Source organism: Pseudomonas sp. IT-P4, assembly GCF_949767755.1.
GTDB classification, from domain to species: domain Bacteria; phylum Pseudomonadota; class Gammaproteobacteria; order Pseudomonadales; family Pseudomonadaceae; genus Aquipseudomonas; species Aquipseudomonas monachiensis.
In genome coordinates this window covers 149,434-173,765 of the sequence record NZ_CATKPX010000011.1, presented here as the reverse complement: position 1 = coordinate 173,765, position 24,332 = coordinate 149,434, and the positions used below count along the sequence as shown (strand labels likewise).

23 protein-coding genes and 1 pseudogene are annotated in these 24,332 nt (G+C 59.9%); 10 read left to right on the top strand and 14 right to left on the bottom strand.

The window, feature by feature from the left end; all coding sequences use genetic code 11:
* Positions 1-76: 76 nt before the first annotated feature.
* From ACM6IT_RS00860 to metG, 8 genes and pseudogenes are all read right to left on the bottom strand, one after another.
* On the bottom strand, positions 77-256 hold the full coding sequence (locus ACM6IT_RS00860) for a PA3496 family putative envelope integrity protein (RefSeq protein ID WP_007972325.1): 180 nt from the start codon (positions 254-256) through the stop codon (positions 77-79).
* A 106-nt stretch (positions 257-362) separates the two neighbouring features.
* Positions 363-1,001, bottom strand: coding sequence for an endonuclease III (nth, locus tag ACM6IT_RS00855; RefSeq protein ID WP_008053529.1), 639 nt, complete (start codon positions 999-1,001; stop codon positions 363-365).
* Between the two features lie 25 nt (positions 1,002-1,026).
* Positions 1,027-1,611, bottom strand: a complete 585-nt coding sequence (locus ACM6IT_RS00850; RefSeq protein WP_414917269.1) for an Rnf-Nqr domain containing protein — start codon at positions 1,609-1,611, stop codon at positions 1,027-1,029.
* Positions 1,604-2,215 (bottom strand): RnfABCDGE type electron transport complex subunit G, encoded by a 612-nt coding sequence (locus ACM6IT_RS00845; RefSeq protein ID WP_414914609.1) that lies wholly within the window; start codon positions 2,213-2,215, stop codon positions 1,604-1,606. The genes ACM6IT_RS00850 and ACM6IT_RS00845 overlap by 8 nt, the downstream gene beginning before the upstream one ends.
* Positions 2,212-3,198, bottom strand: a complete 987-nt coding sequence (locus ACM6IT_RS00840; protein WP_223541836.1) for an RnfABCDGE type electron transport complex subunit D — start codon at positions 3,196-3,198, stop codon at positions 2,212-2,214. Before ACM6IT_RS00840 ends, ACM6IT_RS00845 begins: the two co-directional genes overlap by 4 nt.
* 607 nt (positions 3,199-3,805) lie before the next feature.
* Positions 3,806-4,177, bottom strand: a pseudogene (gene rsxB, locus ACM6IT_RS00835) (electron transport complex subunit RsxB); the annotation flags it as partial.
* A gap of 17 nt (positions 4,178-4,194) precedes the next feature.
* Entirely contained in the window at positions 4,195-4,764 is a 570-nt protein-coding gene (locus ACM6IT_RS00830; RefSeq protein ID WP_414914611.1) for an electron transport complex protein RnfA, read from the bottom strand.
* Between the two features lie 200 nt (positions 4,765-4,964).
* Positions 4,965-7,016 (bottom strand): methionine--tRNA ligase, encoded by a 2,052-nt coding sequence (gene metG / locus ACM6IT_RS00825; RefSeq protein WP_056726133.1) that lies wholly within the window; start codon positions 7,014-7,016, stop codon positions 4,965-4,967.
* Between the two features lie 175 nt (positions 7,017-7,191).
* On the opposite strand from metG, the gene apbC reads away from it, so the two are divergent.
* A complete protein-coding gene (gene apbC / locus ACM6IT_RS00820) occupies positions 7,192-8,286 on the top strand; it encodes an iron-sulfur cluster carrier protein ApbC (protein ID WP_056726132.1) in 1,095 nt (364 codons plus the stop codon).
* A 102-nt stretch (positions 8,287-8,388) separates the two neighbouring features.
* On the opposite strand, the gene ACM6IT_RS00815 is transcribed toward apbC, so the two are convergent.
* Positions 8,389-9,147 (bottom strand): SDR family oxidoreductase, encoded by a 759-nt coding sequence (locus ACM6IT_RS00815; RefSeq protein ID WP_223541833.1) that lies wholly within the window; start codon positions 9,145-9,147, stop codon positions 8,389-8,391.
* A 163-nt stretch (positions 9,148-9,310) separates the two neighbouring features.
* On the opposite strand from ACM6IT_RS00815, the gene ACM6IT_RS00810 reads away from it, so the two are divergent.
* From ACM6IT_RS00810 to groL, 4 genes are all read left to right on the top strand, one after another.
* Complete coding sequence (locus tag ACM6IT_RS00810; RefSeq protein ID WP_414917268.1) at positions 9,311-10,042, top strand: HugZ family protein; 732 nt, start codon at positions 9,311-9,313, stop codon at positions 10,040-10,042.
* Between the two features lie 66 nt (positions 10,043-10,108).
* Positions 10,109-10,585, top strand: coding sequence for an FxsA family protein (locus tag ACM6IT_RS00805; protein WP_056726129.1), 477 nt, complete (start codon positions 10,109-10,111; stop codon positions 10,583-10,585).
* A gap of 248 nt (positions 10,586-10,833) precedes the next feature.
* Complete coding sequence (locus ACM6IT_RS00800) at positions 10,834-11,127, top strand: co-chaperone GroES (protein ID WP_056726128.1); 294 nt, start codon at positions 10,834-10,836, stop codon at positions 11,125-11,127.
* A gap of 49 nt (positions 11,128-11,176) precedes the next feature.
* Positions 11,177-12,823, top strand: coding sequence for a chaperonin GroEL (gene groL / locus ACM6IT_RS00795; protein WP_008053540.1), 1,647 nt, complete (start codon positions 11,177-11,179; stop codon positions 12,821-12,823).
* A gap of 142 nt (positions 12,824-12,965) precedes the next feature.
* Here groL and ACM6IT_RS00790 read toward each other — a convergent pair whose 3' ends face one another.
* Positions 12,966-13,709, bottom strand: a complete 744-nt coding sequence (locus ACM6IT_RS00790; RefSeq protein WP_056726127.1) for a phosphatase PAP2 family protein — start codon at positions 13,707-13,709, stop codon at positions 12,966-12,968.
* 218 nt (positions 13,710-13,927) lie between these two features.
* Here ACM6IT_RS00790 and colR point away from each other — a divergent pair, with 218 nt between their 5' ends.
* The 5 genes from colR to ACM6IT_RS00765 all read left to right on the top strand — a co-directional run bounded on the left by colR (position 13,928) and on the right by ACM6IT_RS00765 (position 17,646).
* Positions 13,928-14,611 (top strand): two-component system response regulator ColR, encoded by a 684-nt coding sequence (colR, locus tag ACM6IT_RS00785; RefSeq protein ID WP_007985839.1) that lies wholly within the window; start codon positions 13,928-13,930, stop codon positions 14,609-14,611.
* The gene (locus tag ACM6IT_RS00780; RefSeq protein WP_414914616.1) at positions 14,601-15,875 is read left to right on the top strand and encodes a sensor histidine kinase; all 1,275 of its coding nucleotides are present in this window, start codon (positions 14,601-14,603) and stop codon (positions 15,873-15,875) included. The genes colR and ACM6IT_RS00780 overlap by 11 nt, the downstream gene beginning before the upstream one ends.
* Positions 15,876-16,029: 154 nt before the next feature.
* The gene (locus ACM6IT_RS00775; protein ID WP_056726125.1) at positions 16,030-16,698 is read left to right on the top strand and encodes a class I SAM-dependent methyltransferase; all 669 of its coding nucleotides are present in this window, start codon (positions 16,030-16,032) and stop codon (positions 16,696-16,698) included.
* A gap of 4 nt (positions 16,699-16,702) precedes the next feature.
* A complete protein-coding gene (locus ACM6IT_RS00770; RefSeq protein ID WP_056726124.1) occupies positions 16,703-17,416 on the top strand; it encodes a lipopolysaccharide kinase InaA family protein in 714 nt (237 codons plus the stop codon).
* 2 nt (positions 17,417-17,418) lie between these two features.
* Positions 17,419-17,646 carry a hypothetical protein gene (locus ACM6IT_RS00765; RefSeq protein WP_015096670.1) on the top strand — a complete coding sequence of 76 codons (228 nt, stop codon included), beginning with the start codon at positions 17,419-17,421 and terminating at the stop codon, positions 17,644-17,646.
* A 111-nt stretch (positions 17,647-17,757) separates the two neighbouring features.
* On the opposite strand, the gene ACM6IT_RS00760 is transcribed toward ACM6IT_RS00765, so the two are convergent.
* From ACM6IT_RS00760 to ACM6IT_RS00745, 4 genes are all read right to left on the bottom strand, one after another.
* Complete coding sequence (locus ACM6IT_RS00760; protein ID WP_056726123.1) at positions 17,758-20,784, bottom strand: multidrug efflux RND transporter permease subunit; 3,027 nt, start codon at positions 20,782-20,784, stop codon at positions 17,758-17,760.
* Positions 20,785-20,797: 13 nt separating this feature from the next.
* Positions 20,798-21,946, bottom strand: coding sequence for an efflux RND transporter periplasmic adaptor subunit (locus ACM6IT_RS00755; protein WP_223541152.1), 1,149 nt, complete (start codon positions 21,944-21,946; stop codon positions 20,798-20,800).
* A 201-nt stretch (positions 21,947-22,147) separates the two neighbouring features.
* Positions 22,148-23,248, bottom strand: coding sequence for a DUF1513 domain-containing protein (locus tag ACM6IT_RS00750; protein WP_414914617.1), 1,101 nt, complete (start codon positions 23,246-23,248; stop codon positions 22,148-22,150).
* 14 nt (positions 23,249-23,262) lie between these two features.
* Positions 23,263-24,327 carry an imelysin family protein gene (locus ACM6IT_RS00745; RefSeq protein ID WP_056726121.1) on the bottom strand — a complete coding sequence of 355 codons (1,065 nt, stop codon included), beginning with the start codon at positions 24,325-24,327 and terminating at the stop codon, positions 23,263-23,265.
* Between the last annotated feature and the right edge of the window lie 5 nt (positions 24,328-24,332).

The window sequence follows — 24,332 nt, the reverse complement described above, 5'->3', positions numbered from 1 at the left end:
TAATTGCGCGACAAGGGGCGCCTACCGGGGTATGGCACTTAGAAAAAAAGCCTCCGTTTCGGGAGGCTTTCAGGTGTCATAAATCAAAATCGTAATCGGCCAATTGCTTTTGCAGTCGGCGCTCCTCCAGCAGGTTGTCGATGGTGCGGCGTTTACTCAGATTAGTTTTCGCCACTTCAACCACCGGCTCGGCGTCATCGGTTTCGGCGGTGGTGAAATCGTCTTCTACGTCCAATTGCTCTTTGCCAGTACTCATTTAGTTGCTCCAGGCTAAGAAGGCCTTTGGCGCTCCTTATATCGACAATCTCCCGGCGGGTAAAAAAGATTTTTTCAATCGACAATTCAATAAACCTAATAGCGCCTCAATCGTCGGAGGTTTTGTGCTTGTATTCGCACAAGTCCTCGATCCGGCAGCTTCCGCATCGGGGCTTGCGGGCCAGGCAGACATAGCGGCCGTGAAGAATCAGCCAGTGATGGGAGTCGAGCAGGTACTCCCTGGGCACGAATTTCATCAGTTTTTTCTCGACTTCCACCACATTCTTGCCGGGAGCAATACCCGTCCGGTTGCTGACCCTGAAAATATGCGTGTCGACGGCCATGGTCAGCTGACGGAATGCCGTATTGAGTACCACATTGGCGGTCTTGCGGCCGACGCCGGGCAGTGCCTCCAGCTCTTCGCGGGTTTGTGGCACTTCACCGGCGTGACGTTCGACCAGCAAGCGGCAGGTTTCGATCACGTTTTTCGCTTTGCTGTTGTACAGCCCGATGGTCTTGATGTACTCCGAGAGCCCTTCGACACCCAGGGCATGGATCGCTGCCGGGGTATTGGCGACCGGGAACAGCCTGGCCGTGGCCTTGTTGACGCCCACATCGGTCGACTGCGCCGAGAGAATCACGGCGATCAGCAATTCGAAGGGTGAGGAATAGGCCAGCTCGGTCTTTGGTTCCGGGTTGTCCTCGTGCAGTCTGCGGAAGATTTCCAGACGTTTTGCGGCATTCATGGGTAGTACGTTTCCTCGAAGGCAATCAGTGTGTGGGCGTGGGGCGCCAGGCCTGCCAGGCGGCGATCAGCAGCCCGAGCAGGATGAACCCGCCAGGGACCAGGGTGGCCAGGCGCAGGCCACCGTCAGCCATCAGTACCCAGCCTTGCCAGTCAGTTTGTGTTGCGCCGGACAGCCACGATAGAGGGTTTCCAAGTGCTCCGTTGCCGATGAGTTCGCGCAGCAGGCCCAACGCGATCATCAACGTGGCAAACAGGCCATTGAGTCGCAGGCGTTGGCGCCAACCGTTCTGAAAGAACCCGGTGTGTTCCAGTACGACGCATTGCAAGGCGATCAGGGCGCCATAAAACCCCAGATGCTGCTGCCATTGCAGCGACCAGACTTGTGCCATGAGTTCCGCGCAACTGGTGAGCGTGGCCGCCAACAGGATGCTGGCCAGCAAGCAGGTCGCCGGGACCAGTCGGGATCGCAGGACGCCCATGGCCAGGCTGAACAACTCGGTCACCACCATGAACATCAGGCATAGGCCAAGTGCGGCCATCAGCGAGTGGGTGGCGCCGATCAGCGGTGTCAGCATCAAGGCGTTACGCAGAGTCGAGGAGCTATCCATGGGCAGGGATTCCGAGCAGTTGTTGCCGGTGTTCATCGAAGTAGCGCAAGGCATCGTGGATGGCATTGATCACCGCTCTTGAGGTGATGGTCGCGCCTGCGATCTGATCGAACTGCCCTTGATCCTTTTTCAGCGCCCAACCGCTGTCACCGGGTTCTGTTCGAGACTTGCCGGAAAAAACCCGGAGCCAGGCATTGGGCCAGTCGGCGATCTTTGCCCCCAGCCCTGGTGTTTCCAACTGTTTGAGGGTTTTGACACCCAGCAACCTGCCGTTGGCGTCGACAGCGATCAACAGGTCGATGGCACCGGCGTAGCCAGGGGTTTGACTGCGCAGCAACACCGCGACGGGTTGATCGCCCCGGGTTGCCAGATAACCACCGAGCAAGGTGCTGTTGGTCAGTGGGGTTGCTTCAATCGTTATGGGGTGTTCGAGTGGTTGATTGTCGTAGCTGTCCGGCGCGATCAGGTCCAGCAGATGACCGCTGTCGATCAGGCGCTGTTCGGCTTTAATGCGCTGCGCGCTGCCGAGTTGCACGAAGTAGGTCATGCCGAGGCCCAATGCGGCCAAAAGCACCACAAGTGCGATGCTTGATGTTCGGTTCATGGCGCCTCCGGCTGTTGCCTGGCTGCTACGAACCGCTCCAGCGCCGGCACGCACAGGTTCATCAACAGCACCGCGAAGGCGATGCCGTCCGGATAACCACCCCAGGTACGAATCAGATAAGTCAGGAGCCCGACGCCGACGCCGAACAGCAATTTCGCGCCAGGGCTTCTGGGGCCGGACACCGGTTCGGTGATGATAAAGAACGCCCCCAGCATGGTCGCGCCACTCAGCAGGTGAAACAATGGCGAGCCATGGGAGTCGGAGCCCGAACCGTTCCAGCACAGCAGGCTGATGATGAACAGGCTGGCCAGCATGCCAACCGGTGCATGCCAACTGATCACCTTTCGTTGCAGGAGAAACATTCCACCCGCCACAAAGGCCAGGTTCACCCATTCCACCCCCCGGCCGCCAAAGTGGCCGAATGCCGGGTTGCCGGCAAACAGTTCATCAATGGTCAGGCTTTTGTTGATCCGCAGACTGTCCAGTGCGGTGGCCTGCACCCACGCATCCGGCATTTGGCCGATGCCGAACACGTGTTGCAAGCCGCTCGGTAGATCCATGCCATGGGGCGATGGCCAAAGGGTCATTGGGTAGGGAAAGGTCACCAGAACCAGAGCCAAACCGAGCATCGCCGGGTTGAAGGGATTCGAGCCGACGCCGCCATACAAGTGCTTGCCGAATACCATCGCAAAAGCGGCGGCACTGAGGGTCAGCCACCATGGGCAGTAAGGTGGCAGCGCCAGAGCCAGCAGTGCGGCACTGACCAGCGCGCTACCGTCACTCAAGGTTGGCCCCGGCGGTCGCTGGCGCAAATGCATGACAGCGGCCTCGACGGCCAACGCAGCAGTGGCCGCCAGAACCAGATTGATCAACACGCCCCAGCCATACAGCCAGAACGCCGCCAGCATTCCCGGCAGCGTGGCCAACAGCACCAGTTTCATCGCCTGTTGCAGGCGATCATCCACCACGTCAAGGGCTGGCATGGGCGTCCACCAGGCGTTCGGCTTCACCGAGTGCGCACTCCAGGGCTTCGATTTGCTCCGCCGGTGCCTCGTTGGCCTGAGCCTTCTTGAGTTCGGCGCGGCGCATGGCCAACTGGATCTTGGCCCGTTTCAGATCGGCATCACTTGACGACACAGCTGCGACCGTCGGTGCAGGGGCCGATGGGGCGACACTTTCCAGGTGCGCGAGGTTTTTCTCGGCGGCTTCGAACTGCTGTTGCAGGGCAATCAACTGCGATTGCTGTTCGAAGGTTGGCGGGTGCCCAAAGGCCTTCAGCGATTTGTGCAACTGCGCCCGACTCATCGCAACATCGATCCTGGCCTTTTTCAGTTCGCCATCGGCATTGGCGGTTTTCTGTGCGCGGACGCGTTCGAGGGCCGCCTGCACCGGGTCGGCTTTCGTCTCGGCAGGTTGCACGGCTCGCTGCCTTGCCTGGCGCTCGGCGACTTTCTGTTGTTCCTCACGCAGCAGGCGAGCATTGCGTTGTTCGAAGCGGCGCCGTGCGTGGTCGCGCTTGATAGTGCGGGCCTGCCGCGCCTGTGGTGTGAGGGCCAGGCCCCCGACAACGGGCAGTACCGTGTTCGGCAGCAACGGGCGCATTTCGATGCAGTCCACCGGGCACGGTGCCACACAGAGGTCGCAACCGGTGCACTCATCGATGATCACCGTGTGCATCAGTTTGGCCGCGCCGACGATGGCATCGACCGGGCAGGCCTGGATGCACTTGGTGCAACCAATGCACTCGGCCTCGCGGATATAGGCGATCTGCGCCGGGGCCGAGCCACGGCTGACATCCAGCTCCAGCACCGGCACCTTCAGCAAATCGGCCAGGGCCGCGATGGTTTCGTTGCCGCCGGGCGGGCACTTGTTGATCGGCTCGCCATTGGCGATGCCTTCGGCGTACGGTTTGCACCCGGGGTGGCCGCACTTGCCGCACTGGGTTTGCGGCAAGAGAGCGTCGATGATTTGAATCAGACTCATGTTTTGATCAGTCCACTGAATCCGAGAAAAGCCACTGCGATCAGGCCGGCACCGATCAGGTCGATCGGCAAGCCGCGAAAGGGCAGGGGAACATCGTTGTCGGCCGTGCGTTCACGCAAATCAGTGAACAGGCTCAACACCAGCCAGAAGCCCAGCCCTGCACCGAGGCTCAAGGCTGTGGCGTGAAAGAAACCCTTGTCTTGCTGAGCGTTGAGCAAGGCCACGCCGAGCACGCCGGCATTGCCCAGCAGTAACGGCCAGAGGCCTTCGAACGGCAATGTCGAAAACACCCGGGCCAACAACTTCAGCAACGGGCTGATCAGCAGCACGCTCAATGGCAGAAACACAAACAGACGCAGCGACGTCAATTGCAGTGGCACCAGCAGCCATTGAAAGAACGCATAGCCGAGCATGCCCACGACCAGCATCAGGCAGGTCGTCGCAATGCCCAGGGCATGGACCTGACGGCGCTGGCCGGCCAGCAGCGGATCGACGGCCAACGGCCAGTGCAACACGATGTTGTTGATCAGGGCGGCGCTGATAAGCGTAAGCAGTGTTTCGGTCATGATCGTCCATATCCGATGCTGGATAACTCTGTAGGAGCTGCCGCAGGCTGCGATCTTTTGACTTTGCTCTTAAAAAAGCCAAGATCGCAGCCTGCGGCAGCTCCTACAAAATGAAGCCAGACCTGAGAGACAGTATGGGCCAGACATGAAAATCCCACAGCCGCGCCAGGCACGACTGTGGGATCGATTTGCCGCAGACCTTACTTGATGCGCTGGCCCGGCTTGGCGCCGCTGTCAGGGCTGAGCAGGTAGATCTCTTCACCGCCAGGGCCGGCCGCCATCACCATGCCTTCGGAGATACCGAACTTCATTTTCCGTGGCTTGAGGTTGGCAATCATCATGGTCAGTCGACCATCGAGCTTGGACGGGTCCGGATAAGCACTCTTGATCCCGGAGAACACGTTGCGTTGCTCGTCACCGATGTCCAGGGTCAGGCGCAGCAGCTTGTCGGCGCCTTCCACGTGTTCGGCCTTGACGATCAGGGCGACACGCAGGTCGACGGCGGCAAAGGTGTCGAATTCGATTTCCGGCGACAGCGGATCCTTGGCCAACTCGCCGTTGCCGGCAGGCGCGGCTTCGCCGGTGTCGGTCTGGCTGGCAGTCAGGTCTTCTTTCGAGGCGTCGGTCATGGCTTGCACCTTGACCGGGTCGATACGGGTCATCAACGGCTTGAACTCGTTCAGCTGGTGATTGCCGAGCAAGGTCGCGTGGTCGTTCCAGGTCAGCGGCGCGACGTTGAGGAACGCCTCGGCATCAGCGGCCAGCAGCGGCAGCACTGGCTTGAGGAAGATCACCAGTTGACGGAACAGGTTGACGCCGGTGGCGCAGATGGCCTGGACTTCATCCTGTTTGCCTTCCTGTTTGTTCAGCGACCACGGCGCCTTGTCGGCGATCCAGGCGTTGGCGCGGTCGGCCAGGCCCATGATCTCGCGCATGGCGCGGGCGAAGTCGCGGGCTTCATAGGCGTCGGCGATGCCTGGCGCGGCGGCCAGGAAGGCTTCGGTCAGCTCGGGCGCGGCGTTGGTGTCGACCATCACGCCGGCATTGCCCTTGTTGATGAAGCCGGCACAACGGCTGGCGATGTTGACGACCTTGCCCACGAGGTCGGAGTTGACCTTCTGCACGAAGTCTTCGAGGTTCAGGTCCAGGTCGTCGACGCCACGGCCCAGCTTGGCCGCATAGTAATAACGCAGATATTCCGGCGACAGGTGGTCCAGGTAGGTCCGGGCCTTGATGAAAGTGCCGCGGGACTTGGACATCTTCTGGCCGTTGACGGTCAGGTAGCCGTGCACGTTGATCCCGGTTGGCTTGCGGTAGCCCGCGCCTTCGAGCATGGCTGGCCAGAACAGGGCGTGGAAGTTGACGATGTCCTTGCCGATGAAGTGGTACAGCTCGGCGGTGGAGTCCTTGCCCCAGAACGCGTCGAAGTCCAGCTCCGGCGTGCGGTTGCACAGGTTCTTGAAGCTGGCCATATAACCGATCGGCGCATCCAGCCACACGTAGAAGTATTTGCCCGGCTCGTCGGGGATTTCAAAACCGAAGTACGGCGCATCGCGGGAGATGTCCCACTGTTGCAGGCCGGCATCCAGCCATTCGGCGATCTTGTTGGCCACGGCGTCCTGCAGGGTGCCGCTGCGGGTCCAGGTTTGCAGCATTTGCTGGAAGTCTGGCAGTTTGAAGAAGAAGTGCTGGGAATCCTTGAGCACCGGGGTGGCGCCGGAGATCGCCGACTTCGGATCCTTCAGGTCGGTGGGTGCGTAGGTCGCGCCGCATTTTTCGCAGTTGTCGCCGTACTGGTCTTCGGTGCCGCATTTCGGGCAGGTGCCCTTGATGAAGCGGTCGGCCAGGAACATTTTCTTTTCCGGGTCGAAGTACTGGGTGATCGAACGCGTGGCGATATGCCCGGCGTCACGCAGCTTCAGGTAGATCTGGCTCGACAGCTCACGGTTTTCTTCGGCGTGAGTGGAGTGGAAGTTGTCGAAGTCCACCAGGAAATCGGCAAAGTCGGCGCTGTGTTCAGCCTGGACGTTGGCGATCAGCTGTTCCGGGGTGATGCCTTCCTTTTCCGCGCGCAGCATGATCGCCGATCCGTGGGCGTCGTCAGCACAGACATAAATGCATTGATTGCCGCGGTGCTTCTGGAAGCGCACCCACATATCGGTCTGGATGTATTCCAGCATATGGCCAAGGTGGATCGAACCATTGGCATAGGGCAGGGCGCTGGTGACGAGGATCTTGCGTGGCTCGGACATGGGGCTCGGCTACTTGATGAAACGGAGGTCGGCCACTATAAAGCGCCGGCGCATATTTTTCACCCTGTGAGCCTGTTTCATTGGATGAGTAACAGGTGAAGGTTCAACATCCCGCCGAACGCTTAGAACAGGTACGATACCCATCATCTTTCCAGTCCTGTTTTCGGAGTTGCCCATGAGCGCCGTCAATCGCGCAGCGGTGGAAGCCGTCCTTCGCCAATACACCGACCCTTACCTGAACCAGGACCCGGTCAGCGCCGGGTGCGTGCGCAACATCGAGATCCAGGGCGAGCGCGTCAGCGTTCAGCTTGAACTGGGTTATGCCGCCGGGCTGTTCAAGAGTGGCTGGGCGCAGATGCTGGAAATGGCCATTCAGGGTCTGGATGGCGTGGCCAGTGCCAAGGTTGAAATCACCAGTGTGATCGCTGCGCACAAGGCTCAGGCGCAGATTCCGGGCCTGGCGAACGTAAAAAACGTGGTGGCCGTGGCGTCCGGCAAGGGCGGCGTGGGTAAATCCACCACGGCGGCCAACCTGGCCCTGGCCCTGGCCCGCGAAGGCGCCAAGGTCGGGATTCTCGATGCAGACATCTACGGCCCGAGCCAGGGCATCATGTTCGGCATCCCCGAGCGCACCCGCCCTGAAGTGAAGGACCAGAAGTGGTTCGTGCCGCTCAAGTCCCATGGCGTCGAAGTGATGTCCATGGCCTTCCTCACCGATGACAACACGCCGATGGTCTGGCGCGGGCCGATGGTCTCCGGCGCCTTGCTGCAACTGGTGACCCAGACCGCGTGGGGGGACCTGGATTACCTGGTCATCGACATGCCGCCTGGCACCGGTGACATCCAGCTGACCCTGGCGCAGAAAGTGCCGGTGGCCGGCGCGGTCATCGTGACCACCCCGCAGGACCTGGCATTGCTGGACGCGCGCAAGGGTGTGGAAATGTTCCGCAAGGTCAACATTCCGGTGCTGGGCGTGGTGGAGAACATGGCCGTGCACATCTGCTCCAACTGCGGACATGCCGAGCATCTGTTCGGTGAGGGCGGAGGTGTGAAACTGGCCAACCAGTATGGCGTCGAGTTGCTGGCTTCGCTGCCGCTGTCGATGGTCATCCGCGAGCAGGCCGATAGCGGCAAGCCAACGGTGATCGCCGAGCCTGACAGCCAGATTGCGATGGTTTACCAGGAACTGGCCCGCCATGTGGGGGCGCGGATCGTGTTGCAGGAAGCTTTGACGCCGGCGATGCCGAATATCAGCGTCAGCGACGATTGATTCCGGTCGCCTGTTGAAAGATCGCAGCCTGCGGCAGCTCCTACAGGGTGAACATCAATCCCATGTAGGAGCTGCCGCAGGCTGCGATCTTTTGATCTTGCTTTAGATCCGCAACCCGCCATCCATCTCCAGAATCCGACCGGTGTAATAGTCGTTCTCGAAGATGTAAGCCGCCGAATGGGCGATTTCTTCAGGCTTGCCCATGCGTTTGAGCGGGATCCCGGCAGTCATCTTCTCCAGCGCTTCAGGCTTCATGCCCAGGGTCATTTCGGTTTCGATGAAGCCCGGTGCAATGCCGGCGACGCGAATTCCGTAGCGTGCCAGTTCCTTGGCCCAGGTCACGGTTGCCGCAGCGACACCGGCCTTGGCGGCGGAGTAGTTGGTCTGACCGACGTTGCCGGCGCGGGAAATCGACGAGATATTGATGATCGCGCCGCTGTTGTTCAGCTCGACCATTTTCGCCGCGACTTCACGGGTGCACAGAAACACGCCGGTCAGGTTGACGTCGATGACGGCCTGCCACTGGGCCAGGCTCATCTTGGTCATTTCGCCATCCTTGACCTTGAGCAACAGGCCATCGCGCAGGATCCCGGCGTTGTTGATCAAGCCATGGATCGCGCCAAAGTCTTCAGCGACCCGGGCAACCATGTGGGTCACTTGCTCTTCGTTGGCCACGTTGCACAGGTAGGCGCGGGCCTCGACACCCTGGGCCTTGCAGGCCGCGACCGCGTCGTCGAGTTTTTCCTGGTTCAGGTCCACCAGCGCGAGTTTCGCGCCCAGGCCTGCGAAATACTCGGCCATGGAGCGGCCTAAACCCTGGCAACCGCCAGTGATAATGATTACTTTGTCAGTGAGTTGCATTCGCATGCCCCGGTAGCAGGTCTGAGTGTTTTCCTTGTAGAGAGCCTCTCGATCTGCGCCTGACGTGGCCCGGCTGCACATGAGAACTGCCCCGATGGCGTGCTGGGACTTTCACCAGCAGCTCGTCCGTTTTTCTGACGGATTCTATTTAAGGAGTCATAAATTGAGCGTTGAAGCGGCTAAGCATGCACGAGAATTGCTCCTCAAGGAATACCGTGGGGTGCTCTCGACGCACTCCAAGTCGATGCCCGGTTTTCCGTTTGGCTCCGTGGTTCCTTACTGCCTGGACGAGCAGGGCCGGCCGCTGATCCTGATCAGCCGTATCGCCCAGCACACGCATAACCTGCAAAAAGATCGGAAATGCTCACTCTTTGTCGGCGAACGTGGCGCCGAAGATGTCCAGGCCGTTGGTCGACTGACTTACCTGGCCGAGGCGCATCAACTCGAAGACGAAGCCGCCATCGAGGCTGCTTCCGAGCGTTACTACCGCTACTTCCCGGAGTCGCAGGGTTATCACAAGGCCCACGATTTCGATTTCTGGGTGCTCGAGCCTGTACGCCACCGATACATCGGCGGTTTTGGCGCGATTCATTGGGTCAACGAGCTGACCCTGGCCAACCCGTTCGCCGGCAAGGCCGAAGTGAGCATGGTCGAGCACATGAACGCCGATCACGCCAAGGCCATCGCCCATTACGTCGATCTGGCCGGGCTGCCGAAAAACGTGCCGGCGCAAATGGTCGGTATCGATACCGAAGGCATGCACCTGCGTATCGGTCAAAGTCTGTACTGGTTGCCGTTTCAAGCGCCTTGTAATACGCCGACACAAGTTCGCGAAGCCTTGGTTTCTCTGGCCCACGCCGATCATTGGCCGAAAAATGAAGTGGCCGACGCTTGAATTCACGAAACGGCGACGTCATCTAAGGTGAACTGGCAAGGCATTCTTGCGTTGAGGAACCATTTGATGCGCCCTTTTTTGTTGCTCTTTCTGCTGTTCCCGGTGTTGGAGCTGTTCGTATTCGTCAAGGTGGCAGGGTCCATCGGGTTTTTCCCGGCCCTGCTGCTGATCATTCTCGGCTCGATGTTCGGCGTGTTTGTGCTGCGTATAGCTGGCCTGGCCACGGCACTGCGTGCCCGTGAAAGCCTGAGCCGCGGCGAACTGCCGGCCCAGACCATGCTCGAAGGCCTGATGCTGGCATTGGCCGGTGGCCTGCTGATTCTTCCGGGTTTCATCAGCGATGTGATCGGCCTGTTCATGCTGTTGCCGTTCAGCCGTCGCCTGCTGGCCAATAAAATGCGCCAGCGCGCCGAAGAGCAGGCGCTGCGTCAGCGAGCGTTCGCCGACGATCTCCAGGCCCGTGGCGGCCCGGTGCCTCGCGAACCGCTGGGCCGTGAGCCCAACGTGATCGAAGGCGAGTTCGAACACCGCGATACCAAGTAATACGCACATCGACACGGCACCTGCGGGTGCCGTGTCCGTTTGCGGGGCAGCGAACAGAAAATTTTTCGAACTCCGCCCTTGTAATAAGCTTATGCGCCCTTATGTAACGGTCACCGCAAGGTTTCTGGCGATCACGCCAGACAGACTTCCGCGGTTCGCTTGACGAACCGCACCCGGCGCCGCCGGACTTTGTTAAACCCGCCGGGACTACACCGGCCGATGAAAACCACAATTAGGAGAGATCGACAATGAAGCTTCGTCCTCTGCATGACCGCGTCGTCATCCGTCGCAGCGAAGAAGAAAAGAAAACCGCTGGCGGTATCGTCCTGCCAGGTTCGGCTGCTGAAAAAGCCAACAGCGGCGAAATCCTCGCTGTAGGCCCAGGCAAAGCACTGGAAAGCGGTGAAGTGCGTGCACTGTCCGTGAAAGTGGGCGACAAGGTTGTGTTCGGTCCTTACTCCGGCAGCAACACTGTGAAAATCGACGGCGAAGACCTGCTGGTAATGAGCGAGAACGAAATCCTCGCTGTTATCGAAGGCTGATTACCCGCTCATTTTCCCGCTACTTCAAAGTATTTAAGGAATATCGATCATGGCTGCTAAAGAAGTTCTGTTTGGCGATTCCGCCCGCAAGAAAATGCTCAAAGGCGTTAACGTCCTGGCTGACGCGGTAAAAGCGACCCTGGGCCCGAAAGGCCGTAACGTGATCATCGAGAAGAGCTTCGGCGCTCCGACCATCACCAAGGACGGCGTTTCCGTCGCCAAAGAAATCGAACTCGAAGACCGTTTCGAAAACATGGGCGCGCAGCTGGTCAAAGACGTTGCCTCCCGTGCGAACGATGACGCTGGTGACGGTACTACCACCGCTACCGTTCTGGCTCAGTCGATCGTCAACGAAGGCCTGAAAGCCGTCGCTGCCGGCATGAACCCGATGGATCTGAAGCGCGGCATCGACAAGGCGACCATCGCCATCGTCAAAGAGCTGAAAAACCTGTCCAAGCCATGCGCTGACACCAAGGCAATCGCTCAGGTTGGCACCATCTCGGCCAACTCCGACAACTCCATCGGCGACATCATTGCCGAAGCCATGGAAAAAGTCGGTAAAGAAGGCGTGATCACCGTTGAAGAAGGCACTGGCCTGGAAAACGAACTGTCGGTTGTAGAAGGCATGCAGTTCGACCGTGGCTACCTGTCCCCGTACTTCGTCAACAAGCCGGAAACCATGGTTGCCGAGCTGGACAACCCGCTGGTTCTGCTGGTCGACAAAAAAATCTCGAACATCCGCGAAATGCTGCCAGTGCTGGAAGCCGTTGCCAAAGCCGGTCGTCCACTGCTGATCGTTTCCGAAGACGTTGAAGGCGAAGCCCTGGCGACTCTGGTCGTGAACAACATGCGTGGCATCGTTAAAGTCGCAGCCGTCAAGGCTCCAGGCTTCGGCGACCGCCGCAAGGCCATGCTGCAGGACATCGCCGTTCTGACCGGCGGTACCGTTATCTCCGAAGAGATCGGCCTGAGCCTGGAAGCAGCCACCCTGGAAAACCTGGGCAGCGCCAAGCGCGTGACCATCTCCAAGGAAAACACCATCATCGTTGACGGTGCTGGTGTAGCGGGCGACATCGAGTCCCGCATTGCTCAGATCCGTGCCCAGGTTGCCGAAACCTCCTCGGACTACGACCGTGAAAAACTGCAAGAGCGTCTGGCCAAGCTGTCCGGCGGCGTTGCAGTGATTAAGGTTGGCGCTGGTTCCGAAGTCGAAATGAAAGAGAAGAAAGCCCGCGTTGAAGACGCCCTGCACGCTACCCGTGCAGCCGTTGAAGAAGGCGTGGTACCTGGCGGTGGCGTTGCGCTGATCCGCGCTCTGCAAACCCTGAACGATCTGAAAGGCGACAACGCTGATCAGGACGTAGGTATCGCTGTTCTGCGCCGTGCCGTTGAAGCACCGCTGCGTCAGATCGCTGCCAACAGCGGTGACGAGCCAAGCGTTGTGGTCAACGAAGTCAAGAACGGCAAAGGTAACTTCGGTTACAACGCTGCGACTGGCGAATACGGCGACATGATCGAAATGGGCATCCTGGACCCAACCAAGGTTACCCGTTCGGCTCTGCAAGCTGCATCGTCGATCGGCGGTCTGATCCTGACCACCGAAGCTGCTGTTGCTGATGCACCGAAGAAAGACGGCGGTGCTGGTGGCGGTATGCCAGACATGGGTGGTATGGGCGGCATGGGCGGCATGATGTAAGCCAGCCTTACCCCTGTACGAAAAAACCCCGCCTGCGAAAGCCGGCGGGGTTTTTTATTGCCCGGATTTCAATGTTCACATCGATCCCACAAGGAACTGCATAAATCCTGTGGGAGCGTGGCTTGCCCGCGATGACGTCAGATCAGGCGCCGACAGGTTCTGCAGTGGTCCCGCGTTCAGCCTTCAACGCCGGTCGGTACAGAACGTAGTAATACGACCCCAAACAGATCAGCCAGCAGAACACCGCCGTCCACACGTTGTGCGAGAAGAAGTGTGCGCCCTGCATCATTCGCCCGATGGAGAACACCGAGCCGAGGGCGAAGGCGAAGACAAACGCTGCGCGAGCCATGCGCGGGCGACGGTCACGCAGTACGAAAAACAGGGCAAACAGGGTGAAGCCGGTGGCCGCATGGCCGCCGGGCCAGCAACGCCCCGGTTTTTCGGTGTGCGGGCGAGGGCTCAACAGTTCGCTGTAGGTCTCGTGACCGCCGAATTGCTCGAGGCTCCATGGGCATTGCACCGCGGTCACCGCTTTCATGGGCGTGACAAACGAAGTCGCCAGGCCCAGGGACAGCACCAGGCAACCCAGTTCCCGCTTGAACGGTTTGAGCCTGGCCATGAAGAACGACGCGATGTAGCCGAAGATGGCAAACACCGAGAAGGCGATGACCAGTTGCTTGGCGCGATCGTGGAGGATGTCCTCGAGAAAGTAACTGTGGCGGCCAATGAATTGCCCGGCTACCGGGTCGTAAAACAGTTTGGCCAGGTCCATGTCCAGACTGGTCAATTCGAGCAATACCAGAATGATCGCTGCTACGGCGGGGACTCCAAGGCACACCCGGAAATTGAGCGGACGAGGGGTAGGGCGGGCAAGGGTCGAAACCATGCTAGTTCCTTGATCAGTGAAATGTTCTCAAATGCGCAGCCGCGCGGAGTTTGAACCCGATTCTGTCGCCAGTGTGTGAATCGCGGGTGAAAAACTTGTTAAGGCTGTAGTCGGTCAATTTCCACGCTTTTGCGCTTCACTCAGTCCTAGCCGTGAGCTGAACTTCGCCTTAAGCTGCGCGGGCCACGACGGCCGTTACTGTGGACGGAGAGATACCCATGCGAATTCTATTGGTTGAAGACAACCGCGATATCCTGGCCAACCTGGCCGATTACCTGGGGCTCAAAGGCTATACCGTGGATTGCGCTCAGGATGGTCTGTCGGGCCTGCATCTGGCGGCCACCGAGCACTACGATTTGATCGTACTCGATATCATGCTGCCCGGCATCGATGGCTACACCCTGTGCAAGCGCCTGCGCGAGGATGCCCGCCGCGAAACACCGGTGATCATGCTCACCGCCCGCGATCAGCTGGATGACCGTCTGCAAGGCTTCAAGTCGGGTGCCGATGACTACCTGATCAAACCGTTCGCCCTGTCGGAACTGGCAGCGCGTATCGAGGCGGTCATGCGCCGAACCCAGGGCGGCGGGCGGCGGACCTTGCAGGTCGGCGACCTGAGCTACGACCTCGACACCCTGGAAGTCACTCGCGAAGGCCGGTTGCTGAAACTCAACCCGGTCGGGCTGAAGTTGCTGGCCGTGTTGATGCAGAAAAGCCCTCATGTGTTGCGTCGTGAAATTCTTGAAGAAGCGCTCTGGGGCGACGACTGCCCGGACAGCGACAGCCTGCGCAGTCATGTCCACCAACTGCGCCAGGTGATCGACAAGCCGTTCGCCAAGCCATTGCTGCAAACCGTGCACGGTGTGGGGTATCGCCTGGCCGAGGGCCGTGATGGAGTTTAAGCAGAGCCTTGCCCAACGCATCATCATTGCCTTTGCGCTGATGAGCGCACTGGTGGCGGGCGCCTTTGCCATGGGCATCGTGGCGACCGTACACCTGGTGGAAGAAAAACTGATTTCGGCCGGTCTGGGTGGCGATTTACAGCGCCTGCTGCTGATGGACAATGTCACGGACTGGAGTCATCGTCCCGAACCGGACCAATTGTTCTACTTCAGCAACGGGCCAGGCGATTTCAGGTTGCCCAAGGATTTGCGGCACCTGGAGCCGGGTTTCCACGAAGTGTTCCGTGAAAACCTGTCGTACCACGCCATGGTCGAAATCGTCGACGGCCGACGTTACGTGCTGTTGCAGGACCAGAGCGACTTCGAAGAGCGTGAACGGGTGCTGTTTGCCGTGGTACTGGTGGGATTCGTGCTAAGCCTGGCACTGGCGGTGTTTCTTGGCTGGGTGCTGGCGCGCAAGGTCATGGCGCCGGTGGTGCGGCTGGCCCGCCAGGTACGCCATCGCGATCAACTGCTGGGTTTGGCTCCTCCCTTGGCTCCGGACTATGCCGCCGACGAAGTGGGCGAACTGGCCGTGGCGTTCGATGCCACCCTCGGGCGCTTGCGTCAGGCCCTGACCCGCGAGCGGCTGTTCACCAGCGACGTCAGCCACGAATTGCGTACGCCCCTGATGATCCTGGCCAGTTCCTGCGAGTTGTTGCTGGAAAACCCGGGGCTCGATCAGCGCGGTCGCGCCCAGGTCGAGCGCATTGCCCGGGCCTGTGAAGAAATGCGTGAGCTGGTGCAAACCTTCCTGATGCTCGCCCGTGCCCAGCGCGAAGACGCCAGCATGTCGCCGCAGCAGTCCCTGGGCCAGGTAGCCGAGGGCCTGGTCGGTCTGTGGCGCGAGCCCATTGAAAGCAAAGGGTTGAAGCTGATCTTCGAACCGGGCAACCCCGAGGCCAATGGCTACAATGCGACGCTCCTGCACGCGGTGATGGGTAACTTGCTGCGCAACGCCTTGCACTATACCGAGCGGGGCTTCATTCGCCTGAGCCTGACGGGCACCGGATTTCTGGTCGAAGACAGCGGTGTGGGCATTCCCGAGGAAAAACGCGAGGCGATGTTCGAACCCTTCGTTCGGGGCACTGAAAAACGCGGGGAAGGCTTGGGCCTGGGGCTTTCACTGGTGCAGCGGATCTGTGAAAACCAGGGTTGGAACGTCAGCCTGACAACCATGGAGCCCAGTGGCTGCCGTTTTCAGGTGGATTTGTCCCGAACTTGATCTGTTAAGTCAGACGTCCAGCAAACCCTGTCATTTCCGTAAAACCCTGTAATACTTCAGGGTTTCCCATAACGATATTTTCACAAATGGATGACCAGTCACTGACACTACAAAATCTAAGGTAGCTGCTGTCAGAAGTTCAGGAGACCTGATGATGGACGGCCCGATCAAGCTCGATTTCTCGGAAAAGTACGACGATCAACACGCGCAACGCTATTTGCGCAAACACCAGGAAGGTCTCGGCCGTCGATTGTCCCACTGGCGTGACGAACAACTGGCGCGCAAGGCGCTGGCCCTGGTTGGCGAGCCTGGTCTGGTCCTCGATTTGCCTTGTGGTGCAGGGCGGTTCTGGCCCTTGTTGGCGGAAAAATCCAACCGTGTGATCATCGGCGCCGATAACTCGCAGTCCATGCTCAAGATCGCAACCCAGGCGCAACCTGCCGATGTGGTGAAACGGGTACAACCCTTGCACACATCCGCATTCGACATCGCCTTGCCGGACAACGCCGTCGACAGCATCTTTTGCATGCGCTTGCTCCACCACATCGGTGAAGCCGGGCATCGCATGGCTATTTTGCGTGAATTCGAGCGGGTTTCCCGTGACAGCGTGATCCTTTCGCTGTGGGTCGATGGCAACTTCAAGGCCTGGAAACGCAAGCGTTCGGAGAAAACCCGTGGGCAGGAAGGTTACCAAAACCGGTTTGTGTTACCGGCCGCTACCGTAGAGAAGGAATTTGAGCAGGCGGGTTTCCGGATCCAGGAACAACTGGACTTTTTGCCGCTCTATGCCATGTGGCGAGTTTACGTATTACGCAAGAGGTAACAGGATGGCAGTGCAGTGTGCAGCAGAAACGGAAGTCGTTCCCCAGGACCGCTTCGATCATTTCTGGAATCAGCGCGGTGAATGGGTAGAAGAACCCAATGTCCGTCGCGGCGGGGAAAGCGGTGTTCAACGCCTGATGGGCAGTGATGGTCAACTGCTCTACGTCAAGCGCCAGACCGGGCATATCCATCGTAGCTTGCAGCACCCTTTCGGGCGGCCTACGGTACTGCGCGAGCATGCTGCGCTCATCGGTGTGACCGAGCTTGGCGTACGGGTTCCGGAAATCGTTTTCTGTGGCGCGCAGCGCGATCCCGTACACAAATGGCGTGCCTTGCTGGTCACCAAGTCGCTGGACGGCTTCGTGGAAATTGATCGCTGGTACGCCGGTGGCGGTCGCGAGCGTCATGGTGAAGTTATAAACGAACGAGTGCTCAAGGACCTGGCTGAAAACCTGGCCCGCATGCACAAGGGCCGCTGGCAGCATGGTTGCCTTTACGACAAGCACGTATTCGTTCGTGTGACCGGTGAGGACGAGATGGCCAGGGTCGAAGTTGCCCTGATCGATCTGGAGAAGTGCCGCAAGCGTTTAACGGCCTATCGCGCAGCAGTCCATGACATCAAGCAATTGCGTCGCCATTCGTCGTTCAGCGACGCAGACTGGAAAAAGCTCATCTACTTTTATGAGACGGCGTTTGGCAGCGCTATCAAGGGTTTATAGCGATGAAACTCGAAATTGCACGAGGTTTGTTTCTGGTAGGAGCCTTGGCAGTTGCATCGATCGCGATGGCAACCTGGGAGCAACCACGCCCCCAGGTTCTCAGCTCGATAAGCGCAGAAGAACACTGTCCGTTGCCACGGGTTGCCAAGGCATCCGTGGCCACTCGACCCGATCATGACTTGTTGCTGTTCATGTTCGGACTCTCTCAGGGATTGAGGCCGCAGAGTTGAACCGATTGAAGCCAAAATGAAAGGCCTCGCTATGCGAGGCCTTTTTTTTATTGCCCTGATTTTCAATACAACAGGAATCAATGTGGGAGCGAGCCTGCAGATACATCTGTTTCAGCGCTTATCGGGTTTGGCCACCAAGGTGTAGACGCAGGGCAACACAAACAGTGTGAACAACGTGCCGATCGACATGCCCGTCGCGATGACCGTGCCGATGTCGAACCGGCTGACCGCGCCAGCACCGCTCGCGATGATCAATGGCACCATGCCGAACACCATCGCCGCGGTGGTCATCAGGACCGGACGCAACCGGATGGCTGCCGCTTCCTCTACCGCTTCGCGCGCTGTCAGGCCCTTGTCCTTGCGTAGCTGGTTGGCGAACTCGACGATCAGGATGCCGTGCTTGCTGATCAGCCCGATCAAGGTCACCAGCCCTACCTGGGTATAGATATTCATGCTCGACCAACCCAGGAACAGCGGAATCAATGCGCCGCAGATAGACAGTGGCACGGTGACCAGGATCACCAGCGGGTCGCGGAAACTTTCGAACTGGGCCGCCAGCACCAGGAAAATGATCGCCAGTGCCAGGGCAAAGGTAACCCACAGGGCGCTGCCCTCCTGTACGTACTGCCTCGATGCGCCAGCGTAGTCGAAGGCAAAGCCGGCGGGTGCCTCTTCCCGGGCGATCTGGCGCACCAGGTCGATGGCTTCCCCCATGCTCACCAGCGGTACGCCGGACAGGATGGCCGAGTTGAGTTGCTGGAACTGGTTCAGCTGTCTCGGTCGAGCGCGGTCGCTGACGGTGATCAGGGTCGACAACGCCAACAGTTCACCCTTGGTGTTCTTCACGTAGTAATTGTTCAGCCAGTCCGGATTGTCACGGAACGGCCGCTCGACCTGGGCAATGACCTTGTAGCTGCGACCCTCAATGGTGAATCGGTTGATCTCGCCTTCGCCGAGCAGGGTCGCCAGGGTTCCCCCCAGATCCTGCATGGAAACCCCCATCTGCGCAGCCTTGGCGCGGTCGATATCCACCACCACTTCCGGTTTGTCGAAGGCCAGGTCAACGTGGACAAACGCAAACTTGCCGGACTCCTTCGCGCGTTTTTTTACCCGGTCGACCACTTGCAGCAGCAATTCGTAATCGTTGGAGGAGTTGATGACGAACTGGAACGGCAAGCCTTCGCCGGTGCCCGGCAGTGACGGCAGGTTGAAGCCGAAAATCTGCAGCCCCGGGATCTTTTCCAGTTTGGCCTGCACCTCGGGCAGGATCGCCATTTGCGTGCGACTGCGATCGTCCCATGGCTTGAGCAGGAAACCGCCGATGCCCGATTGCACGCCGCTGAAACCGTTGATCTGGAACGACGAGTAGTACTCGGGAAACGCCTTGAAAATCGAGACGAACTCGTCGGTGTAGGTGTTCAGGTAGTCGAGGTTGGTCGGCTGCGGGGCGTTGGCAATCATGAAAATGATGCCCTGGTCCTCATCCGGTGCCAGTTCCGATTTGGTGAATTTGAGAAGGACCGGAATCAGGCACAACACGATTACGGCAAACACCAGCACCACAGGCCGGGTGTTGAGGGTGCCGTGAAGCAGGCTCTGGTAGCGGCGCTTGAGGCTTTCGAAAATCATGTCCAGGCGATGGGCCAGGCCGCTGGGGTTCTCGTCGTGGCGCAGCAGAAACGCACACATCATCGGCGACAGGGTCAGGGCGACGATACCGGAAATCACCACCGCGCCGGCCAGGGTCAGGGCGAACTCCTTGAACAGCGCCCCGGTCAGACCGGTCAGGAAACCGATCGGTGCATACACCGCCGCCAGGGTGATGGTCATCGAAACCACCGGCATGGCGATCTCCCGGGCGCCTTCAACGGCAGCCTCGAGCGGTGTCTTGCCTTCCTCGATGTGACGGTGAATGTTTTCCACCACCACGATGGCGTCATCCACCACCAAACCGATGGCCAATACCATCGCCAGCAGGGTGAGCAGGTTGATCGAGTACCCCATCATCTGCATGAAGAACATCACGCCGATCATCGACAGCGGGATGGTCACCACCGGGATCACCACCGAGCGCAGGGCGCCAAGGAACAGGAACACCACGACGATCACGATCAGTACCGCTTCGAACAGGGTCTTCACCACTTCGTCGATCGAGGCCTGGATGAACAGGGTGGCGTCGTAGGCGATTTCACCTTTCAGGTTCGGCGGTAGCTGGGCCTCCAGGTCCGGCATGATCTTGCGCACTTCCTTGATCACTTCCAGAGGGTTAGCGCCGGGCGTCGCCTTGATGCCGATGTACACCGAAGGGGTGCCACCGAACGAGCTGATGGAGTCGTAGTTTTCCGCACCCATTTCCACGCGCGCCACATCCCGCAGCAGCACACGGCTGTCGCCATCGACCTTGAGTGGAATCATCCCGAAGGCTTCGGCGGACTTGAGTTCGGTATTGGCATTGATGCTGGTGACCACGTATTCGCCCTTCACCTCGCCGGCGGCCGAGAGGAAGTTGTACTGGCGCACCGCGTTGGTCACATCGCTGGCACTGAGGCCGAAACCCGCCAGCTTCATCGGGTCCAGCCACAGGCGCATGGCAAACACCTGGTTACCGAGGATCTCGGCTTCGGCCATGCCGGGCAAGGTCGCCAGCTTGGGCTGGATCACCCGTGACAGGTAATCGGTAATCTGCGGGTTGCTCAACTCCTTGCTGAAGTAGCTGATGTACATCAGCACTGACGCATCGGCAGACTCTTTACTCAGTACCGGGTCTTCAGCGTCCTGGGGCAGCTGGTTCTTGACCTCGTTCGCCTTGGCCAGCAGTTCGGTAAACAGACGGTCGCTGTTGGCGCCGACGCGCGCGTAAATCGAGATCACCGAGAAGTTCTGGCGACTGACCGAGGTCATGTAGTCGATGCCCTCGGCGCTGGCCAGGCTTTGCTGCATCGGTTGGGTGATGTAGCCCTGGATGGTCTCGGCGTTGGCCCCGGGGTAGGCGGTGGTCACCGTGATCAGGGCGTTTTCCATCTGCGGGTATTGGCGTAGCGGCAGCTTGCTCCAGGCCTGGAAGCCCAGCAGCACGATCAACAGGCTGACCACGGTAGCGAGTACCGGACGGCGGATGAACGGGTCGGTAAAAGCCATGGGAATTCCTTGATCAGTCCGCGCGTCGCGGGCTGTTCTGCCCGGTGAGGGTCTTGTCGTCGCTGATGGCAACGCGTGAGCCGTTATCCAGCTTGAGCTGGCCGGCGGTCACTACTTTCTCGCCGCTCTGCACGCCTTTGGTGATCATCACTTGCCCATCACGGCGTTCGCCGGTCTCGACAAAACGCCGTTCGGCGATCAGCACCGGTTGGCCCTTGTCGTCCTTAACCAGGCTGCCATCCTCAGCCTTCTTGGGCACGGCCACATACACGGAGTTGCCGTAGAGCGTGTAAGTAATTGCGCTTTCTGGCACCACGATGCGCGGCTGCGGGTCGGGCAGGAGTACCTGGAGGTTGGCGAACATGCCTGGCATCAACTTGCCGTCAGGGTTGGCCAGAGTGGCGCGGACCTGCACGTTACGGGTGCTGTTCTCGACTTTAGGGTTGATTGCACTGATGGTGCCGGGGTACTCCAGGGTCGGATACGCCGCGACAATGACCTGCACCGGCTGGCCGAGCGCAATCTTCGGCACCGACTGCTCGGGCACGAAAAAGTCGACATACAGGCTACTGAGGTCTTGCAGGGTGGCGATCATGGTGCCGCTGGCCACATAGTCGCCGACGTCCACCTGACGAATGCCGATGGTGCCGCTGAACGGCGCGATGATGCGTTTTTTCTCGAGCGCCGCCTTGAGCTGATTAACCGTGGCCCTGCTCTTTTTCAGGACCGCCGAGAGTCGGTCGAACTCGCCTTTGGAAATCGCCTGGCTGCCCACCAGCTGGCTGCCACGGTTGTAGTCCAGCTGGGCCAGCCCGAGGTCGGCCAAGGCGGTTTCGAGCAGGGCGCTTTCCACGGCGCTGTCGAGCCGGACGATGGGTTGACCGGCCTTGACCTTCTGCCCTGACTCGAACTGGACATCGATAACGGTGCCATCGGTCTCCAGGCTCAGGTCCACGCCCTGCAATGCCTTGAGCGTGCCGACGGTAGGCAGTCGGGCTTGCCATGGGCGCTCGGCGGCGGTGGCCACGGCAACGCTGATAGCCGGTCTGGGTGCAGAGAAGCCTTGAACCATCGTGTAGATCGAGAAGGCTTTGTACGCAGCCAGGACCAGCACAATCAGTAGAACAACACCCAACATGATCAGCATGCGGCGACGCAGCATATTCCAGTTCCTTGGAGAAAATCAGGCGAGACAGTGGGGCACATTACCGGGAGTGTAGAGGGTAATCCAACTGCCGTTTTTACAGGTTGCGAGGTATTAGAGGGGTGAAAGCCTGAAAAGATTCGTCGCCTCGGGTCGCGCCTGCGGGGTGAACGTCATCCCGATACAGGCGCGGCCCAAGGCGGCGATTTTTTCAATGATTCAGGCCATCAGGTGCAGATGGTTGTCCCAGAGCCCTGTGGGCAGCTCCAGTGGTTTTGCGACGAGGTTTGTCTGGCGGCAGTCGTAGTAGCGGCAGCGCCCCTGGCCCGAGGTCACGACAAAACCATCGGCCACGGCGCCGACCCCGGCGCAATCGGGCAGTGGCGCGTCCAGGCGTACTTCAGCACTGTCCAGGTCCCAGATGAAAAAGCGGTTGCCCCGCGGGGCGGTCAACGCCACCAGGCGCAAGTCGCTGTGTACCGCGACGCTGGCGGTGTAGTGCCCCATGGCCTGCAACTGGTGCTCGGGCACCGGGAACGCGATGAAAGGCTGGCCGGGACGCTTGATCGCCAGCAATTCCGACGACTCGTGGGCCGCGCCCATGAACTGCTGGCTGGCGACGATGGTGCCGTCGCTGGCGACGGCCAGATGGCGCACGCTGTTCATCTGCTGGGCGAGGGTTTCCTTGCTCAGCAGGGCGCCGTCGCGGTGCATCAGGACCAGGCTCGGTTCCATGGCGTTGAGGTTCATCTCCACCCGGCTTTCGGCCTCGGTGCGAATCCCGCCGTTGGCCACCACCAGGGTTTCGCCATCGGGCATCCACGACACCTGGTGCGGACCGAGGCCGTGGGTGGAAATCTCACCGCTGTGCACCAGCCGCTCGCCTTCGAACTTATACACGCCGAGCAGGCCGCGACCCGGATCGGTGGTGTCGTTTTCGGTGGCGTACAGCCAGTCGCCGCTGTGGTGAATGACCGCGTGCCCGTAGAAGTGCCGGTTCGGCTGTGACACCACGGTTTGCAGGAGCGCGCCGTCGCGCAGGTCGACCAGGTAGCTCTCGGTGCCTGGACGGCGAGCGACGAACAGTGCAATCGGCAATGTCGGGTGGTTGATGATGTCGTGGCAACGCTGGCCGACCCGGGTGGCAAACACCTGGGTGCCATCGAGCCGATAACCGACGGCGTAATGCTGGCCGTCGGTATCGTCCCGTGCCGAAAGCAACAGCGGACTCTTGTCCTTTTGCTTGAACAGCTTCCAGCCGCCCAGCGTCACTGCTCCGAGCAGCAAACTACCTAATGTCAGAACCTGGCGTCGCAGCATGGAACCGGCCCTCATCAGTCACCGTCGTTGGCGTTGAAGCCCAGCTGGATGCCCAATGCCTTGGCCAGATCGGCCTCGTGCAGGCGATGGACGACGTTGAGGCTGTCATACAGCTCGTTGAGTTGTTGGCGGCCGGCCTCGTCATTGAGCATGTCGGTCAGCGAGCGCTGGTTGCCGGCAAACAGTTTCAGCGAGGCGGCATAGGCTGCGTCGATCTTGTCGGCCAACGGTTTCTGCTCGCTCGGCAACAGGCCGCGCAGGCCTTTGTTGTCCACACCCTCCCAGACCGTTTTGGCCGCCGCGAGGCTGGCTTCGAGACTGGTCAGGGATGCCTGGCTGCGCCATGCGTCGGCCTGGAACGGTTGCGGCACACCCTTGCTCTGGCGGCCCATCGGCGTGCCGAGCTTTTTCTTCAGGGTGTCGATGGCGGTGACTTGCACGCGCAGCAGATCGGCGATCGCTTCGTGGGAGTCCGCGTAACGCTGGTTCGGGAATTTGCTCATTTGCGCGAGCATGCCGTCGGTGTTGTTCCAGGATTGCAGAATCTCCTCGGCCAATTGCTTCTGGCGTTCGCCGATGGCGATCAGCAGCGGGCAGTATTTGCTCTTCTGCTCGGCGTTGGCCACGTCAGGCTTGCTGTCGAACAGAATGTATTCGTAGGCCGAGAGCCCCTGTACCACAACGCTGGACTTGGCCAGGGCGGCGGCATCGATTTGCGGCTGGGCGGTGATCAGTTGCTCGACCTGACGGCCGACCAGGTTTTTCTTGTCTGGCCAGAACTGCACCTGCCACGAACGGTTGCCTTCGGCCAATGGCCCGATCAGCAGCGGTTGCAACTCGGCCCAGGCTTTTTGCGCATGCAGGAAATCGGCACGGGCGGTTTCCAGGGTTTCCTTGCCTTCGCAGTAGGCGAGGGCGCTGACCGCCAATTGACGGTCGGCTTCAACCCAGCGTGTGTAGGTCGGCAGGATCACCGACTTGGCGATGGCCGCCGACGTGACCGCTTGCGGGTCTTGTGGCGAGCAGGCGCCCAGGGCGAGGGCGGCAAGGCTGGTGAACAACAGTTTGGGACGGAACATGTCGG

Excerpts from the sequence above, each read along its gene's own strand:
- ACM6IT_RS00860 (WP_007972325.1), bottom strand. The coding sequence starts at position 256 with ATGAGTACTGGCAAAGAGCAATTGGACGTAGAAGACGATTTCACCACC.
- nth (WP_008053529.1), bottom strand. The coding sequence starts at position 1,001 with ATGAATGCCGCAAAACGTCTGGAAATCTTCCGCAGACTGCACGAGGAC.
- ACM6IT_RS00850 (WP_414917269.1), bottom strand. The coding sequence starts at position 1,611 with ATGGATAGCTCCTCGACTCTGCGTAACGCCTTGATGCTGACACCGCTG.
- ACM6IT_RS00845 (WP_414914609.1), bottom strand. The coding sequence starts at position 2,215 with ATGAACCGAACATCAAGCATCGCACTTGTGGTGCTTTTGGCCGCATTG.
- ACM6IT_RS00840 (WP_223541836.1), bottom strand. The coding sequence starts at position 3,198 with ATGCCAGCCCTTGACGTGGTGGATGATCGCCTGCAACAGGCGATGAAA.
- ACM6IT_RS00830 (WP_414914611.1), bottom strand. The coding sequence starts at position 4,764 with ATGACCGAAACACTGCTTACGCTTATCAGCGCCGCCCTGATCAACAAC.
- metG (WP_056726133.1), bottom strand. The coding sequence starts at position 7,016 with ATGTCCGAGCCACGCAAGATCCTCGTCACCAGCGCCCTGCCCTATGCC.
- apbC (WP_056726132.1), top strand. The coding sequence starts at position 7,192 with ATGAGCGCCGTCAATCGCGCAGCGGTGGAAGCCGTCCTTCGCCAATAC.
- ACM6IT_RS00815 (WP_223541833.1), bottom strand. The coding sequence starts at position 9,147 with ATGCAACTCACTGACAAAGTAATCATTATCACTGGCGGTTGCCAGGGT.
- ACM6IT_RS00805 (WP_056726129.1), top strand. The coding sequence starts at position 10,109 with ATGCGCCCTTTTTTGTTGCTCTTTCTGCTGTTCCCGGTGTTGGAGCTG.
- ACM6IT_RS00800 (WP_056726128.1), top strand. The coding sequence starts at position 10,834 with ATGAAGCTTCGTCCTCTGCATGACCGCGTCGTCATCCGTCGCAGCGAA.
- groL (WP_008053540.1), top strand. The coding sequence starts at position 11,177 with ATGGCTGCTAAAGAAGTTCTGTTTGGCGATTCCGCCCGCAAGAAAATG.
- ACM6IT_RS00790 (WP_056726127.1), bottom strand. The coding sequence starts at position 13,709 with ATGGTTTCGACCCTTGCCCGCCCTACCCCTCGTCCGCTCAATTTCCGG.
- colR (WP_007985839.1), top strand. The coding sequence starts at position 13,928 with ATGCGAATTCTATTGGTTGAAGACAACCGCGATATCCTGGCCAACCTG.
- ACM6IT_RS00780 (WP_414914616.1), top strand. The coding sequence starts at position 14,601 with ATGGAGTTTAAGCAGAGCCTTGCCCAACGCATCATCATTGCCTTTGCG.
- ACM6IT_RS00775 (WP_056726125.1), top strand. The coding sequence starts at position 16,030 with ATGGACGGCCCGATCAAGCTCGATTTCTCGGAAAAGTACGACGATCAA.
- ACM6IT_RS00770 (WP_056726124.1), top strand. The coding sequence starts at position 16,703 with ATGGCAGTGCAGTGTGCAGCAGAAACGGAAGTCGTTCCCCAGGACCGC.
- ACM6IT_RS00765 (WP_015096670.1), top strand. The coding sequence starts at position 17,419 with ATGAAACTCGAAATTGCACGAGGTTTGTTTCTGGTAGGAGCCTTGGCA.
- ACM6IT_RS00760 (WP_056726123.1), bottom strand. The coding sequence starts at position 20,784 with ATGGCTTTTACCGACCCGTTCATCCGCCGTCCGGTACTCGCTACCGTG.
- ACM6IT_RS00755 (WP_223541152.1), bottom strand. The coding sequence starts at position 21,946 with ATGCTGCGTCGCCGCATGCTGATCATGTTGGGTGTTGTTCTACTGATT.
- ACM6IT_RS00750 (WP_414914617.1), bottom strand. The coding sequence starts at position 23,248 with ATGCTGCGACGCCAGGTTCTGACATTAGGTAGTTTGCTGCTCGGAGCA.
- ACM6IT_RS00745 (WP_056726121.1), bottom strand. The coding sequence starts at position 24,327 with ATGTTCCGTCCCAAACTGTTGTTCACCAGCCTTGCCGCCCTCGCCCTG.